General features: G+C 45.7%; 14 protein-coding genes. 7 read left to right on the forward strand and 7 right to left on the reverse strand.

Annotation, left to right across the window (positions count from 1 at the left end):
- The first annotated feature begins 60 nt into the window (after positions 1 to 60).
- Positions 61 to 1,014, forward strand: coding sequence for a hypothetical protein (locus QTP81_RS03375; protein ID WP_289363729.1), 954 nt, complete (start codon positions 61 to 63; stop codon positions 1,012 to 1,014).
- Positions 1,015 to 1,220: 206 nt separating this feature from the next.
- Here the strand turns inward: QTP81_RS03375 and QTP81_RS03380 are convergent, their stop codons facing one another.
- The 3 genes from QTP81_RS03380 to QTP81_RS03390 all read right to left on the reverse strand — a co-directional run bounded on the left by QTP81_RS03380 (position 1,221) and on the right by QTP81_RS03390 (position 4,023).
- A complete protein-coding gene (locus QTP81_RS03380; protein WP_289363730.1) occupies positions 1,221 to 2,189 on the reverse strand; it encodes a THxN family PEP-CTERM protein in 969 nt (322 codons plus the stop codon).
- Between the two features lie 153 nt (positions 2,190 to 2,342).
- Positions 2,343 to 3,200, reverse strand: coding sequence for a ThiF family adenylyltransferase (locus tag QTP81_RS03385; protein WP_289363731.1), 858 nt, complete (start codon positions 3,198 to 3,200; stop codon positions 2,343 to 2,345).
- 13 nt (positions 3,201 to 3,213) lie between these two features.
- Positions 3,214 to 4,023 carry a PEP-CTERM/exosortase system-associated acyltransferase gene (locus QTP81_RS03390; RefSeq protein ID WP_289363924.1) on the reverse strand — a complete coding sequence of 270 codons (810 nt, stop codon included), beginning with the start codon at positions 4,021 to 4,023 and terminating at the stop codon, positions 3,214 to 3,216.
- Positions 4,024 to 4,248: 225 nt separating this feature from the next.
- On the opposite strand from QTP81_RS03390, the gene QTP81_RS03395 reads away from it, so the two are divergent.
- The 4 genes from QTP81_RS03395 (at position 4,249) to rfbB (ending at position 8,399) form a co-directional block, all read left to right on the forward strand.
- Positions 4,249 to 5,031: a S1 family peptidase gene (locus tag QTP81_RS03395; protein ID WP_289363733.1), complete on the forward strand. Its 783-nt coding sequence runs from the start codon at positions 4,249 to 4,251 to the stop codon at positions 5,029 to 5,031.
- 106 nt (positions 5,032 to 5,137) lie between these two features.
- Positions 5,138 to 6,406: a Vi polysaccharide biosynthesis UDP-N-acetylglucosamine C-6 dehydrogenase TviB gene (gene tviB, locus QTP81_RS03400; protein WP_289363735.1), complete on the forward strand. Its 1,269-nt coding sequence runs from the start codon at positions 5,138 to 5,140 to the stop codon at positions 6,404 to 6,406.
- A 9-nt stretch (positions 6,407 to 6,415) separates the two neighbouring features.
- Entirely contained in the window at positions 6,416 to 7,432 is a 1,017-nt protein-coding gene (locus tag QTP81_RS03405) for an NAD-dependent epimerase (protein WP_289363736.1), read from the forward strand.
- Positions 7,413 to 8,399: a dTDP-glucose 4,6-dehydratase gene (gene rfbB, locus QTP81_RS03410; protein ID WP_289363737.1), complete on the forward strand. Its 987-nt coding sequence runs from the start codon at positions 7,413 to 7,415 to the stop codon at positions 8,397 to 8,399. The genes QTP81_RS03405 and rfbB overlap by 20 nt, the downstream gene beginning before the upstream one ends.
- Position 8,400: 1 nt before the next feature.
- Here rfbB and QTP81_RS03415 read toward each other — a convergent pair whose 3' ends face one another.
- From QTP81_RS03415 to QTP81_RS03425, 3 genes are all read right to left on the reverse strand, one after another.
- Positions 8,401 to 9,237 carry a patatin-like phospholipase family protein gene (locus QTP81_RS03415; protein WP_289363738.1) on the reverse strand — a complete coding sequence of 279 codons (837 nt, stop codon included), beginning with the start codon at positions 9,235 to 9,237 and terminating at the stop codon, positions 8,401 to 8,403.
- An 88-nt stretch (positions 9,238 to 9,325) separates the two neighbouring features.
- Complete coding sequence (locus tag QTP81_RS03420) at positions 9,326 to 11,509, reverse strand: malate synthase G (RefSeq protein ID WP_289363739.1); 2,184 nt, start codon at positions 11,507 to 11,509, stop codon at positions 9,326 to 9,328.
- A gap of 111 nt (positions 11,510 to 11,620) precedes the next feature.
- Positions 11,621 to 12,562: a LysR family transcriptional regulator gene (locus QTP81_RS03425; protein ID WP_289363740.1), complete on the reverse strand. Its 942-nt coding sequence runs from the start codon at positions 12,560 to 12,562 to the stop codon at positions 11,621 to 11,623.
- Positions 12,563 to 12,739: 177 nt separating this feature from the next.
- On the opposite strand from QTP81_RS03425, the gene QTP81_RS03430 reads away from it, so the two are divergent.
- Both QTP81_RS03430 and QTP81_RS03435 read left to right on the forward strand, forming a co-directional pair.
- A complete protein-coding gene (locus tag QTP81_RS03430) occupies positions 12,740 to 14,203 on the forward strand; it encodes a WS/DGAT/MGAT family O-acyltransferase (RefSeq protein ID WP_289363741.1) in 1,464 nt (487 codons plus the stop codon).
- Positions 14,196 to 14,990, forward strand: a complete 795-nt coding sequence (locus tag QTP81_RS03435) for an esterase/lipase family protein (RefSeq protein WP_289363743.1) — start codon at positions 14,196 to 14,198, stop codon at positions 14,988 to 14,990. Before QTP81_RS03430 ends, QTP81_RS03435 begins: the two co-directional genes overlap by 8 nt.
- Positions 14,991 to 15,060: 70 nt before the next feature.
- Here the strand turns inward: QTP81_RS03435 and QTP81_RS03440 are convergent, their stop codons facing one another.
- The gene (locus tag QTP81_RS03440) at positions 15,061 to 16,656 is read right to left on the reverse strand and encodes an isocitrate lyase (RefSeq protein ID WP_289363744.1); all 1,596 of its coding nucleotides are present in this window, start codon (positions 16,654 to 16,656) and stop codon (positions 15,061 to 15,063) included.
- Positions 16,657 to 16,700: the final 44 nt, after the last annotated feature.

Here is a 16,700-nt window from a genome sequence, read left to right on the forward strand (position 1 = left end):
GCTGCAACGCCATTAAATTGTACATCGACACCACATACTGGCTCAGCTGAAGAGCCCCTCGTGAGTTGGGATTTTAACGCTGGTGAGCACGCGATAGACAATACAGCGATTGTCGATTGGAACGGCCAAAAAGGGGATCTCTCGCCAATTCCAGGCGAAACCTTACAGGGCGTAGAGTTTCGTTTCCGCGGTAAACATCCAAATGGCGATAGCACCAGCGAGTGGCGCTATGTGCTACATCAACCCATGCAAGCTTCATGGGAGTATTTAAAAATCTACCAACCGGTAAATTTTTTTCATCGTGCTATCACTGAAATAGAAGCCGGGGCAGATTTAAGTATCGATCTATGGCAGAAGGGCGACCCGGTAGAAAATGAGCGCGGGATGAGAGCTGAAGTAACCTATGTTGACGGGACTAAGCTGTACATCGACAAATACCCACAACGTTTCGATCGCAACTGGGGCGAAGGCCGAGTGATTACTAATCTTCGCAGTGGCGCAATGTTCAACAGTGTTGAGAGTACCTACTTAGCGAACAACAATAAGTTGTCGACTCAATGGCAAGGCCAATATTCTAATGCTGGTGTGACAGTGGAAACAGAAGCTATTTTACCGGCTAAAGGTGGAGAAAATGGCGTCAGCTATTGTCGGCCTACGATTAATCGATCAAGCTCCCACGGGTCTAGCGGAACGGTAATTAATCGAATAGAAGGAAAGTTAGCCGAGTGTTTTCATCCCCGTGATAATGGCACAGTTGTAGAGTTACTCATTGAGCGTCAACGTTCGAGTTCTTTAACCGCTAAGGACGGCAGTTATCGGATTTGGAAACGCACCGAGAGGACTGACTGGGAGCTCATATTCTCAAATACCAGTGTGAAGATATATCAAGAAGAAAATAATCATTTTGACAATGGTTACGTTTTTGGTTGGGCGAACAGTGGATATAATGAAGACACGTATTTCTATTTGTTAGGCTGGCAATTATGGGACACAAAGCCAGCGTTTTTACCTTAGCCACAAAACCTTCCTTGTTAGCTTGACTCACAGGATACTCCTAGGCTAGAACGGCAATCCTTGCAATAATTTTGCGATATTCATATGGCAAGGCGCCTTCATATAGCCTGAGAATGTAGGTTAGGGCACATGTGCAATTGGCCATTAGCTATTTTATAGATATAAAAAAGCCGCCCAAATGGGCGGCTTTTCAAGGAATTTATCCCTTACGCTTTTTTGCGGCGAGACATACCAGCAAGACCTAACAAACCAAGCGCAAAGATTGCGATTGTTGAAGGCTCTGGAGCATCGATAGCGCGTACTGCAAACTGTGCGTTAAGAACGTTAACACCGTTTTCGCGAGTAGCGAAACCTAGGTTACCGCCGATTACTTCAAGACCACTCAAACGAGTAACCAATTGGTAAGTAGTGTGCCATACGTTAGGATCAACACCACCTACTGTGAAGTTAACTGCGAAGTCAATGAAGTCAGCGCCCGCAGCAATGATATTACCACCTGCAAAACCAGCTACCTCAAAGATGTCCGCACAACCAGCACCGTTAACAGAGCCTGGAGTACCGCTAGGAGGACCGAATGGGCAGTTGCCGTCAGCATCTATACCATTGTTTGGCGTTTCCCAGAAGTCAACTAAGAACTCAAGCTCAGGAGCAAGAACAGTAACACCAGCTGGCGCAACCGCTTGCAGCTGTAAACCATCTACGATTGTAACTTTATCAAGGAAAATACCTGTGATTGGGAAGTTATCGTGACGTAGCGCCGTACCTTGGTTGAAGAACAATGTGTAATCGTCGTCCAAATCAGCAGTAAATGCGTTACCTTGAGCAGCGCCACCGTTGATGTCAACTAATAAACCATCTTCGTCCCAGCTCTGAGTTGTTGCAGCAGAAACCGGAGAGTTAATTTTCAAACAGCTTTGGCCACCAAGAGTTACTGCGTCGCCCCAGCAAAGTGAATCTGGAAGCTCGCCAGTACTCAAAATTGAAGTACCGCCATTTGCGCTTTGACCAGAGAGAGTAGGAACGTTTACCGCACCTGGAGGAGTTGCAGTTTGTTCAAATGACTTGAAACCTGCTTCGTTAATGAATGACCACTCTTGAATGATCATTGGGTCAGCAAAAGACGCTGAGCTTACGCTCAAAGCTGCTGCTGCTGCTAATAATTTAAATTTGTTCATGATAATTCCTTGTTCAAACACGTCAATAATGTACGGTTGCTGTAAATAATGCATGGCCTGTGCCAATTTTGTAAAGTGTTGAAATGGTTAGGTAAAATGAAAATGTTTTTGCGGGCCGAGTGTTTGATGTAAAAATTCCTGACACTCAAAGTGCTAACTTTCTGAAACGACCTTTTTCGCGATTTTGAACATCAGGCGAGGTAACATCCCAGCATTACCAAACGGCCGCCACGTTTTTTTGAGTTTATTGCGGTAGGCATCAAAATGGAGCCCATAGGGCGCAGCGAGCACTTCTCCGCGGCCTAGTAGTATTTTCAATGCATAAGTACCAGCGATACCTGCGCATAAATTGACAGCCATCACAGTCGATGGGCCTTTTTTCTGTCTAAAGCTAACGCGTGTTTGGTCGACCAGGTAGGGGCGCTGTAACATTGCTGGAGAGAGCCCAATCAGGAATTGTATCAGTTGGTCTTCTTCACTTTCTTTGGCATCAAAGCGAAAATAATCCTCGAATGACATTTGTCCAGGGAGAAAGCAAAGTAAGGCTGAGCCCATTCCTAAAGGCGCTGCAGTCACTACAGGGATACCTCGTTCGTAGCATTTTTGAAAAACCAATTTGCGCGCATTTAGGGCAAAAAAATCTAAACTGTCTACATATAGATCAACATTTTTTAGGAATTCGTCGACGTTACTCGCATCAATACCACCGTCAAAAGTTTTTACATCAGCTTCTGGGTTAATATCAATCACCATCTTAGCCATGGTCTCCATCTTGCCTTGACCAACAGTTGAAAGCGTAGCGCCGAATTGACGGTTGAAATTGTGAACCTCATATTCGTCAAAGTCGGAAATATTAAACTGACCAATGCCCAGCCGTGCGAGTGTCAACATGTGTAAGCTGCCCACCCCTCCTGCACCGGCAATTGCAACTCGCTTTCTACGCAATTGCGCTTGTTCGGCTTCTGTAACCCAACCGATATTGCGTGAAAAAGCGTCGTTGTAATTGAACATGTATGAGGTATACCTATTGAGAAAACAGGTGCTTTTGTTCAGCGATGGAGTGTTGGATGTCTTTTAGCATTGTTTTAAATGCTGGTGTGAGATTCTTCATCAACAACGATGGGTTGATGTAATACGGTGCCCGTTGGCCGTGGTACTCAACAGTCGGTCCAAGTTTGTGGAACTTGATCCCGAGAAAGCTCATACTTCGCGCCAATCGTGGCTCCATCATTACGTAAGTATGAGGTATACCTTTAGCAATCACTATCGACGCCGCAGACATATAAAGACCAATCGCAATGAAAGGAAAACAGCGAAGTTCTTCTTCTGAATAAGTCTGGGGGTTAATAACACCGGTTGCAGCACCTTCAAACTGATCAATCTTGCGGCGTCTAAAACGCGCAGGCACTGCTAAACGGGATATTTCACATATTTCGTGCCGAGCAAAATTAGCCGGTGATAATTCTTCATCCGTGATTGAATGTAAGCAATACTTTTCGATGGGCAACTGCTTTGAATCGTCGTCAGGATGCACAATTCTCACTGTTCCCGCGAAGTTGCCGGTTTGCAAATGCTGAATCATTGCATGGATCGAAAAATCATCGAAGTCATCAGACTCTTGCTCATCATCGCGGATTGGCTCAAAGTTTAACTCCTCGCAATAGACTTGGTGGCGAATATTAAATACTTTGGTTTTAGAATCCGGAGAGTCTGCTACCACAGGGCGCAAATAATCGGAAAAGTGTTTAGAGATTTGTTTGGCTTCTTTGAGTTTTGAGTAACCCGTCATGAGCTTTTTAACTCGACCAACTACAGCGTCAATGGGATTAGCCATTGCTACGGGGTAATTGGGGAGAGCTGTTGGATCGACTGGATTCACTATTTAACCTCAAGCTTAAAGCGACAATTCCGTTTGAATAAGTTTAATATAGCACAGTGCTCAACGACCGTTGCAATGAACGTGATGTAATCTGTTAACTGCTGCGCTTACAGAAACTTAACTAGAATTTAAGTCATTCACGTTGCAACTATAGATGAAAAATTCCAAGAGGAAACTGTTTTGTGTAAATTTACGCGCATTTCAAGTTACATATGTGCTTGTGTCTTAACACTATTTATTACTTTTAATTGTTGGGCTAGCGAACTTGTTGATGTTATTGCCAAGGCAAAACCATCGATTGTCGGCGTTGGGGTATATGCACCTTTGGCAACGGTCAGTCATCAGCTTGAAGGTACCGGTTTTGTAGTAGGAGACGGGCATTACGTCGTTACCAATGAGCATGTGATAAATTCTGAATTGGAAGAAGGAATTAAATCGCAACGCGTGATATTTGTACCGAATGGCCGTTTAATGCGCACCATTTCTATTGAAGCAATTTATACCGATGCAGACGCTGATATCGCTATTGTTAAAATTGCCGAACAGTTGCCCGCGTTGACCCTACAAGCAAAAGACAAAATTTCGCCTGATGGCAGTAACATATTGATTACGGGCTTCCCGATAGGTGCAGTTCTCGGCCTGTTTCCTGCCACTCATCAAGGTATCGTTGCTGCGTTAACGCCAAATGTCAGACCGGCACAGCACAGCAGTCAAATTACCCAACAGTATCTGGACCGATTACAACAGCCTATGTTGATTTACCAACTCGACATTACGGCGTATCCGGGGAATAGTGGCAGTCCGGTTTATCTCAGCACAACGGGAGAGGTAATAGCAGTGATCAATAAAGTATTTGTTAAGCAAACGAAGGAATCTGCCATATCTGATCCAAGCGGAATAACCTATGCTATCCCGATTAGTTTTGTCCACGCACTGGCAGAAAAGCACAATATTCAACTTTAACCGTTATTTACCGCAATATTCCCGCTTTTAACCGTTTGTTAATTGGCTAAAGTATGCCAACATAACGCCCAGGTAAATTAAGTGGTGAAGGTATTACGCGTAGTTTATGAACAATAATAAGATAGGAATTATTGGCCTTGGTTATGTGGGGTTGCCGTTAGCGGTTTCGTTTGGGCGACACTTCGATACCATTGGTCTTGATATTAATCAGCATCGCGTAGCCCAATTGCGCGAGGGTCACGACAGCACATTAGAAGTTGATTCAGACGAACTAAAAGCGTCAAGTCATTTGACCTTTACCAGTTCTGCCGAAGATTTAAAGACCTGTAATTACATCATTGTGACTGTGCCAACACCGATTGATCAGAACAAACAGCCAGACATGACGCCACTGCGCAAAGCCAGTGAAATGATTGGTAAGGTCATCCAAGCCGGTACTACTGTCATTTATGAGTCGACAGTGTATCCGGGGGCCACCGAAGAAGTGTGTATCCCGATAATCGAAGCTGAATCAGGTTTGGTATTCAATCGGGATTTTTACGCCGGGTATAGCCCGGAGCGCATCAATCCAGGTGATAAAAAGCATCGTTTAGAAACGATTGTAAAAGTGACTTCGGGTAGCACGCCAGATGTTGCCGAGCAAGTTGACGCGTTATATCGCGCTATCATTACCGCGGGTACGCACAAAGCGTCCTCAATCAAAGTCGCTGAAGCCGCAAAGGTTATCGAAAACACGCAACGCGATTTGAATATTGCCTTGATCAATGAGTTGGCAATGATTTTCGATCGCGTGGGCATCGATACTGAAGAAGTGTTAGAGGCCGCCGGTAGCAAGTGGAACTTTTTGCCATTTCGCCCAGGCTTAGTGGGCGGTCACTGTATTGGTGTTGACCCCTATTATTTAACCCATAAAGCCGAAGAGTTGGGGCATCATCCCGATGTGATTCTTGCGGGGCGTAGGATCAATGACCGTATGGGCGAATATGTCGTATCGCGTTTGGTCAAGACCATGTTGAATAAGCAAATAATGGTAAACGGGGCGAATATTTTATTGTTGGGGATTACCTTTAAAGAAAATTGTCCGGATATTCGCAACACCAAAGTCGTTGATATAGCGCACGAGTTAGAAAGTTATCACGTAAACCTCGATATTTATGACCCATGGGCTGAATCTTCAGAGGTAGAAGAAGAGTACGGTTTACGCTTGGTCGATAAGCCCCAAGCTGGTAAGTATGACGCGATTATCGCAGCTGTGGCGCACAATGAATTTAAACAATGGACGAAAGAAGAGTTGCGTGGTCTGGGTAAGGCGCAAGCAGTCATCTTTGATTTAAAATATATGTTTGATAAACAAGCGGTCGATATTCGCTTGTAGAGGTTTGATATGAAAGTTTTAGTAACCGGGGCAGCTGGTTTTATTGGTTCGCATGTTTCACTGTACTTACTGGAGCGTGGTGACGAGGTCGTTGGGCTAGATAATATTAATGACTATTATGATGTGTCATTGAAAGAAGCGCGTTTAGAACGGATTAAGGCGCACCCCAATAGTGACAAATTCACCTTTGTTAAAATGGCTGTAGAAGATCGTGACAACATGCCTGCGCTATTTGCCGAGCAAAAATTCGATAAGGTCGTGCATTTAGCCGCACAAGCTGGCGTTCGCTACTCATTGGAAAATCCACATGCGTACATCGATGCCAACATTGTTGGCTTCATGAATATTCTAGAAGGGTGTCGACATAATCAGATTCAACATTTGGTATACGCATCATCGAGTTCGGTGTACGGTGCCAATGAAAGTATGCCGTTTTCAGTGCACGACAATGTTGACCACCCAGTGTCTTTGTACGCTGCGAGTAAGAAAGCGAATGAATTAATGGCGCATACTTACAGTCACTTGTATGGTTTGCCTACAACCGGACTGCGCTTCTTTACGGTTTATGGCCCATGGGGACGTCCGGATATGGCGCTTTTCTTATTTACTAAGGCCATTCTAGAAGGCAAGCCTATTGATGTGTTTAATTATGGTAACCACCGCCGTGACTTTACCTATATTGACGATATTGTTGAAGGCATCATCCGTACCCTCGATCACAACGCTCCGGCCAATGAAAGCTGGGATGGTAAGCAACCCGATCCGGGTACCAGTAAAGCACCGTGGCGCGTATATAACATTGGTGCGCAGACGCCAGTGCATTTGATGGAGTATATCGAAACCCTTGAATCCGCATTGGGCAAAAAGGCAGAGAAAAACTTGTTACCGCTGCAATTAGGCGATGTACCTGATACATACGCTGATGTTGAAGCATTGGTAAGCGATGTTGATTATCGACCAAAGACCACTATCAAAGAAGGGATCGGTAACTTCGTTGCGTGGTATCGTGAGTTCTATAACGTCTAAATTGCGTATCCTAGTTACGGGCGGAGCTGGCTTCATTGGCTCGGCTCTGATCCGTAACCTCGTCCAGAATCCAGAATATCATATACTTAACATAGACAACCTAACTTACGCTGCAAACCCTGAGGCATTAGCGGCTGTAAGACACTCTGATAATTACCAGTTTCGACAGCTCGACATTTGTCACAAATCAGCCCTCAAGCTTGTGATTAATGAATATAATCCCGATGTAGTATTTCATTTAGCCGCTGAATCTCATGTAGATAACAGTATCGCTGACGCGGATATTTTTGTGCAGTCAAATATTGTGGGCACCGCGGCTTTGTTAGATGTATGCCGTCAAACATGGCGGGACAGAAAGCATTCAGGTACCTTTATTTTTGTAGGAACTGACGAGGTTTATGGGGCAAATACGGGAGATTCCCCATACAATGAGACCCAAGCGCTAGCACCAAGCTCGCCTTATTCTGCGTCTAAAGCAGCGGCGACATTGCTAGTGCAGAGTTGGCAAAAAACTTATCATTTTCCCGCCATTATTAGTCATTGCACAAACAATTACGGTCCGTATCAACATCCCGAGAAGCTATTGCCAAAGGCATTGTATATGGCTTCTAGGGGCCAGAGCGTTCCGCTGTATGGCGAGGGTGATCAGCAGCGCGATTGGCTATATGTCGATGACCATGTTGAGGCACTAATTCTGCTAATGCAGAAAGGGGTAATTGGTGAAACTTATCATATCGGTACGGAGGTGTTGACTACCAACTCTGCATTACTCCGGACACTCGATAAGGTGTTACGGCGAGACACTTCTGACCGACAAAGAATAGAAGTCCAACATGTCCAAGATCGTCCTGGCCATGATCAATGTTATTGGATAAACACCGATAAAATAAGGCAATTAGGCTGGTGCCCCAAAATAAACTTAGAAGAGGGTTTAGAGCGACTCGTTAAGCATTACATCACGGTATAAATTATTGTTGTTGGCTAACTTTACCTAGCTTCATTGGTAGGAAGTCTTTTACTGTTCGATATCCTGCTTCGTATAACTGCTGCTTTTTGTCGACAGATATGTCGAAGTCTACCGCTGATGCGTCGCCGGTATTAATGACCAAAGTATTCTGCCAATAATTGGCATGTACATACTCGCGCGACAGCGCCGTCATAAAGGTCTTTATCAGCAGGCTCACGTATTGGGGTAAATATAACGTGCGCTTCTCATCGAGGGGCTTTTCGCGCAGCTCACTTTTTAAGCGGAAGCAGACACTTGGCGTACCATCACCACGCCAGTCCTCAAACAGCGCATCCTCAGAAAGAATGGCTCCATCAACCATTACGTGCTGCTTGTATATCTGAAAACTAAATATCAACGGGATCGACATTGAATAGCGAATAGCTTTGGAGACTTTAAAATCAGGTGTGTGTTTGCGGTTAAAAACGACCGGCCCGCCGCCATTAATGTCAGTAGCTAGTATACTTAAATCGAGTGGCATATCTTTAAAGCAACGACCGTCTAATTGCTCGTCCATCCACCGTTCAAATCGCTCTCCTGAGGCCAGCCCACCTTTGCAAAATAAACGGATTAGACTGAATTCCCTGAACTGTTTGAAATTGGTATTAAGCGCCAGCGAAAATATGTCATCTAATGATCGTTGCGCCGCATACAGAGCCGCCACAATTGAGCCGCCAGAGACACCCACAATGGTATCGAACTGAATATTCAGATCTTGCAGCGCCCTGAGTATACCTATATGGGCAGGCAGTCGCGTTCCACCGCCAGAGAAAATGGGGACTATTTGCTCTTTTGCCATTGCTTACTCTACTGATTGCAATAAGCAAAGCGTAGTTTGCATCCACGTATTACGCCAGCCATGACTAGCGTAATGCGCGGTAAAAGCACTAGTTGCGCAATTGCGCCTTCATCTCAATGCGCTTAGCGTGCAACAGAGGCTCGGTGTAGCCGTTAGGTTGTTCACAGCCAGCAAATATCAGCTCGCTTGCAGCTTGGAATCCAATTGCATCTTCAGGGTTTGGAGTCATAGGGATGTAGTCAGGATCATTGGCATTTTGCTCATCTACCAAAACGGCCATTTTTAGTAATGAAGCCTGAACTTGGTCTTTAGTGATAACGCCGTGTAGTAACCAGTTAGCCAAATGCTGACTTGAGATACGCAGCGTTGCGCGGTCTTCCATTAAGCCAACGTTATTGATATCTGGAACTTTAGAGCAACCGATCCCTTGATGCACCCAGCGCACTACATAGCCTAAGATACCTTGGACATTATTGTCGATTTCGCGTTCGATATCGTCAGCTGATAAAGCATTGTTATCGTCTGCCAAAGGTATGGTCAGAATATCATCCAGACCATCGAACTGCTCGCCGCTAAACTGCTGCTGGACGGCAAAAACATCGACCATGTGATAGTGCAAAGCGTGTAGAGTCGCAGCGGTAGGTGAGGGCACCCACGCAGTATTTGCTCCCGCTTTAGGGTGGCCAATCTTAGCGGACATCATATTCGCCATTTCATCTGGGATAGGCCACATACCTTTACCAATTTGTGCTTTACCACTTAAACCGCAGTCAAGACCAGCCATAACGTTGGCATGTTCGTATGCTTTAATCCAAGGCAAGTTTTTAAGCTCTGCTTTGGCCGCGAAAGCGCCAGCGTGCATTGACGTGTGGATTTCGTCGCCAGTACGGTCAAGAAAGCCGGTATTGATGAAAACTACACGTTCGTGTGCAGCTTTGATACAAGCTTTAAGGTTAACTGAGGTACGGCGCTCTTCATCCATTATGCCCATTTTAAGGGTGTTCGGCGCTAAGCCAAGAATACCCTCTACGGCTGCAAATAGGTCGTTGGTGAAGCTGACCTCTTCAGGGCCATGCATCTTCGGTTTAACTATATAGATATTGCCTTGTTGCGAATTTTTTAACGTGTTGTTACCCAGCACATCGTGTTTTCCGATAAGGCTAGTGATCACACCATCCATGATCCCTTCAAAAACGGGCTCATTGCGAAACAGGATGGCATCGTTTTGCATTAAATGCCCTACGTTGCGCACGAACATCAAACTGCGTCCTGAGAGCGTGCAATCGCTACCATCAATACCAGTATAATTGCGATCTTGTGCCATGGTTCGCGTAAATGTTTTGTCGCCTTTAGCCACAGCAACACTTAAATTACCTTGCATTAGACCTAACCAATTAGCGTAAACGAGCGTTTTGTCTTCGGCATCGACAGCGGCAACAGAATCTTCACAATCCATGATCGTGGTTAATGCCGACTCTAACAGAATGTCTTTAAGGTTAGCGGGATCATCAGCGGCGACAGGGTGTGATGCATCAATTTGAATTTCTGCATGCAACCCATTGTGGCGCAGTAGTATTTCGTTCGGCTCATTAGGTGCGCCATTAAAGGCGACTAATTGTGCTGGATCAGCTAATGCCACTGCAGAACCTTCACCTAACTCAACAGCAAGCTGGCTGTTGATTATTGAATATCGCGTAGCATCCACATGAGAGCCTGATGTTAGCGGTGCAATAGTATCCAACCACAAGCGCGCCTGACGAATTACTTCTTGGCCACGTGCGCGATTATAACCGCCAGTTTTTTCCCGTCCGTCGGTTTCGGAGATGATATCTGTGCCGTAGAGCGCGTCATAAAAACTGCCCCACCGTGCGTTTACAGCGTTTAGTGCGTAACGTGCGTTGTTGATTGGTACTACGAGTTGCGGCCCAGCGACTTGGGCAATTTCGGCATCTACATTGGTTGTGTTAATAGTGAAATCATTAGGCTGTTCAACTAAATATCCAATATCCTGTAAAAATGCCTTATAGGACGTAGCATCAAGGTCAGGATTTTCTTTATGGAAGTTATCGAGCTTTACTTGGAGCTTGTCTCGATGAGCCAATAACGCGTGGTTGCGCGGCGTAAACTCGGCCAGTATTTGCTCAAAGCCTTGCCAAAAATCATCACTTGTAACACCTGAGTTCGGCAGTGCTTGTTGTTCGATAAACTCATAGAGGCAAGTGGCAATCTGCAAGTCGCCGCGTGCGATACGATTGGAATTTGTAGTAGACATATATACGCCTCAATAAAAGCATAATTTATTTAGTCGTAGTAAACCATGCCTTGCGACTAAAGTTTAATTTATGCTTTCCATTGTAGTTATAACTACTGTGAATGTTTGTGACTACTGTGCGATTTCGGCGCCAACATCGGCAATGAGTCGACGTAGCCAAATATGACCTGCGTCGTGATGCAACAAAGCACTCCAAGCCATTTTTAACGCGATGGGGGGAATGTCAAACGGCGGCTCGACAATGGTAATGGCGGGGTCGTCAGCAAAAATTTTCGCAGCCCGGCTCGGTAGCGTTGCAATTAGGTTTTGCGTTTTGGCCATTTGCAGGGCGGCGTGATAATGCCGCGTGAAAACTCTTATGTCTCGCTGTTTACCCAGTTTTGTGAGCTCTGCATCAACCCAGCCGAGTTTCTGTACCTCATTGGGATCGATACCAACCCCCACACCAAAACCGGTTTTACTTACCCAAATATGTTGACCACTCAAGTAAGCGTTTAAGTCGAATTGATTTTTTTGTGGGTTTTTACTGCTAATCACGCACGCGAATGAGTCATACCAAATAACCTTTTGATGGAATGACAGAGGTAGTTCCTCGAATCGATTGATTGCCATATCGACTTTGCCTTGTTCAACGTCATAAAAGGTGACGTCACTGGGCGTAATCAAATCTAGCGTGATATTTGGAGCTAGTTCTGATAAGCGCCCAACCAATTCGAGTAGCAGTGTCGATTCTGCATAATCAGATGTCATGATGCGAAAGGTGCGATCACTGGTAAGTGGGTCGAACTCGGTCTCGGGTTGAATGGATGTTTCCAAGCGCGTTAGTACGTCGCGAATAATTGGCTGTAACTCGGTTGCTCGTTGAGTTGGTGTCATGCCATCGCTGGTGCGCACCAGTAGTGGATCTTTGAATAAATCTCTTAATCTCTTGAGACCATTGCTCATAGCTGGCTGAGTTATACTTAATTGGTTTGCCGCCTTAGTAACGCTCCCTTCACGCAGTAACACGTCGAGATAGACCAATAAATTCAAGTCAACTTTAGCAATATTCATTTTCTTAATAACACTGTTTATTTGTATTCGTGGGATCAATTATATCCAGAAATCAATTGAATGATAGATAGGCGTTTAGTCGTAACCCAAAAAAGCTCATGATCTAAATCAATTCAGACTTAACTTGCGCAAACTCTCTGTCGGAATTAACATTATTTTCACAATTAGAGGTTAATTATGGAAGCATTAAGCGGTCTCGATGCAACATTTCTGTATCTTGAGTCAGATACGGTACCTATGCATATTGGTGGTGTTGCAATCTTATCGGGGACTTTGAGTTTCGAAGACTTTAAACAGTTTTTGCTTGAGCGCGTGCACACTGTACCCCGATTACGGCAAAAATTAGTCAGCGTGATTGAAAATGTCGATCGACCTTATTGGGTAGATGATCCTGATTTTGATATCAACAATCATATAAGCACTCAACATTTGCCCTCACCTGGCGGCTGGGCAGAACTCCGTCTGTTGGCGGGTGACGTTTTTTCCGGCCAAATAGAGCGCTCTAAACCTCTGTGGGAGTTTGTGTTTGTTTCAGGGGTGGACAATATTGCTCAGGTACCAAAGGGGTCTGTAGCACTTATTTCCAAAATCCACCACGCAGGGTTTGATGGCAAGTCAGGGGCCGACTTAATGAGTATGTTGTTTGACCTCTCTCCAAAACCAAGTCCCGTTCCCGCGGCATCAGATACTGGACGGTATGATGTGCCAGGGGCTTTGGGATTAATTGGTCGCTCGGCAGTAGAATTGGTGAAACGGCCGGCTAAATTACCGGGGCTGATTTGGGATGCTGGTAAAGCGGCGCTAAAAGCGAGCTATTTGACGCGGATTGAAGGTTTACGTGCGCCTACGCTGCCTTTTAGCGCACCCAAATCTATACTCAATCAACCTGTCGACCGTCAGCGGCAGTGGGATTCTGCGGTGCTTGAGCTGCACCGGGTTAAAGCGTTACGCAAAGGTGTCAAAGGATCGTCGTTAAATGACGCCGTATTGGCAATTTGTGCAGGGGCACTGCGTCGTTATTTGCAAGAAAAAGGTGAGTTGCCTGATGAGCCTCTGGTGGCGATGGTGCCAGTTAGTACTCGCACGGATGATGAAAAAAATGCAATGGGTAATCAGGTGTCTGCGATGTACGTACAACTGGCGACAGACATCGATGATCCAATCGCTAGGTTTAAGCAGATTGTCGCTAACACGCAAGCGGAGAAGCAGTACCAAAATGCCTTGGACGCGCGCAGTTTGATGGGGTTTGCTGAACTCATACCGTTTGGATTAGCTGGCGTTGCATCGCGTTTTTACGCTAAATATGCATTGGCGAAACGGCATAAACCATTTTTTAACCTGGTGATCACTAATGTGCCAGGTCCTCCGGTGCCCGTATACTTATCCGGTCATCAGTTGTTGGTCAATATGGGCACTGCTCCCGTGTACGACGGTATGGGTCTGATAGTGCCAGTATTTAGCTATGCCAATACTATTTCAATCAGCCCAACCAGTACCGCGAACATCATGCCGGACATCAACCTGTTTGCACGTTATCTGCGTGAATCGGCGCTGGAGTTAGAGCAAGCGGTTGAACAAAAAGTCAGTGCCTATGCAGCACTCAATGCCCTAATCAGTGACAAGGAGCAGCATTTTGAGTAAAGCGTTAGACGTGAATCGCCCATCGCGACTGAATATGTTGCGTGAGGGGCGAGCCCTGATGGAATTCGGCGCTGCTGGGTTGATGATGCCACTTTTAATGCGGGCACCAAAAGGCGATGGTCATCCTGTCATGGTATTACCAGGTTTTCTTGCCAGTGATCGCAGTACCGGTTTACTGCGAACGTTTCTCAAAATGAAGGGGTATCAAGCCGTTGGTTGGGGACTTGGGCGCAATATGGGGACGCATATCGTCGGTGGGAAAAACTTACTCAGCGATCAGCTGCTCAATCAAGTCATCGAACTGCATGTTCGTCACGATTGCAAAGTGAGTTTAGTGGGCTGGAGTTTAGGCGGAATCTTGGCTCGCGAAATTGCACGCGTCATTCCCGACTGCGTGCGTCAAGTGGTTTCGTTGGGTAGTCCATTTAATGGACCGAAAGGTGCCGCTCCCGTCGCGGCACGTATTTTTCAGCTCATTAATGGCGATATGACTGAGCGCGAAGCCGGAGCTATGGAACGAATGCTGAAACCGCCGCCAGTGCCAAGCTCGGCGATTTATTCACGAACTGATGGTATTGCGCACTGGCAAGCGTGTCGGGACGACTGGGTGCACGAGTCAGCATTTGCTGAAAATATAGAGGTAAGAGGCAGTCATATGGGCCTTGGACACAACCCTCAAGTGATGTGGATTATAGCTAATCGCTTGGCCCAGCCAGCTAACCAATGGCAACCCTTTCGGCAGAAGTTGCTGCATAAAATGCTCTATCCGAACCCTGAGCGCGCATAAAAAAGCCCGCATAAAGCGGGCTTGGAAATGTGTCGAACTAACGGTTTAAGCGAGTCGACATCGAAGAGGACTAGACATCGAATTGGTTCATGGTGTTGTCTTCACCAGCCGCTTTAAGGGCTTGGTCACCAGAGAAGTACTCTTTGTGCGTATCACCTAGGTCTGAACCCGCCATTGCTTGGTGTTTAACACACGCTAAACCTTGACGCAGCTCTTGACGCTGAACACCTTTCACGTAGGCCAACATACCTTGCTCACCGAAGTAACCTTTGGCTAAGTTATCTGTTGACAACGCTGCAGTGTGATAAGTTGGAAGCGTTATTAAGTGATGGAAAATACCCGCTTCACGTGCAGCATCTGCTTGGAACGACTGGATGCGAGCATCAGCTTCTGCGGCTAGTTCAGAATCATCGTACTCGACGCTCATCAATGCTGCACGGTCGTAACCGGAAACATCTTTACCTGCCTCAGACCAAGCATCAAAGACTTGTTGACGGAAGTTTAGCGTCCAGTTAAATGATGGTGAGTTGTTGTAGACCAGCTTGGCATTTGGCACAACTTCGCGGATAGCATTAACCATCTCGGCAATCTGACCAACGTGTGGCTTTTCTGTTTCAATCCACAATAAATCAGCACCGTGTTGTAGCGAGGTTACGCAGTCAAGCACTACGCGGTCAAAACCGGTGTTGTCTTTAAATTTAAACAAACCATTGGGTAGACGAGTTGGCTTAACTAGCTCACCGTTTTGCTTAATGACTAATTCGCCATCGTTGAGGTCAGCAACGCTGTTAACTGGCGTAGTATCTAAAAACGCATTGTACTGCGCAGCAAGATCATCAGGGCTGTTAGATACAGGGATTTTTTGAGTTAGACCGGCACCTAAGCTATCTGTACGTGCGACTATAACGCCGTCATCTACACCCAGCTCTAAGAATGCGTAACGCACTGCATTGATTTTCGCAAGGAAGTCTTCATGTGGAACCGTCACTTTACCGTCTTGGTGACCACATTGCTTCGCATCAGATACTTGGTTTTCGATTTGGATACAGCAAGCACCTGCTTCAATCATTTTCTTAGCAAGTAAGTAAGTAGCTTCTTCGTTACCAAATCCTGCATCGATATCAGCAACAATTGGCACAACGTGAGTTTCGTAGTTATCGATTTGTGCTTGAATAGCTGCAGTATCCTCGCCTTTAGCTTTAGCTGCATCCAATTGTTTGAACAAGTCACCCAACTCACGTGCGTCAGCTTGGCGAAGGAAAGTATAAAGCTCTTCAATCAACGCCGGAACACTGGTCTTTTCGTGCATAGATTGGTCAGGTAGTGGACCGAATTCAGAACGCAATGCCGCAACCATCCAACCAGAAAGGTATAAATAGCGTTTATTAGTTGTGCCTTGGTGCTTTTTAATCGCCAGCATTTTTTGCTGCCCGATAAAGCCGTGCCAGCAACCCAATGATTGGGTGTATTGGCTGCTATCAGCATCGTAATCAGCCATGTCTTTGCGCATGATTGCAGCAGTGTACTTGGCGATATCTAGACCTGTTTTAAAACGGTTTTGCAGCTTCATACGTGCTGCATATTCTGGATTTATGCCATTCCAAGTGCCTTTTTGAGCATTTTTCAACTCGGCGATTGAATCTAGGTCTTGTTGATACTGAGACATAATAATTCCTCTTAAAAAATATATAGGGAAGTTGTGAGGTGTGA

The sequence above is a fragment of the Neoalteromonas arenosi genome (assembly GCF_030362855.1).
In the GTDB taxonomy this organism is placed as follows: Bacteria; Pseudomonadota; Gammaproteobacteria; order Enterobacterales; family Alteromonadaceae; genus Alteromonas_E; species Alteromonas_E arenosi.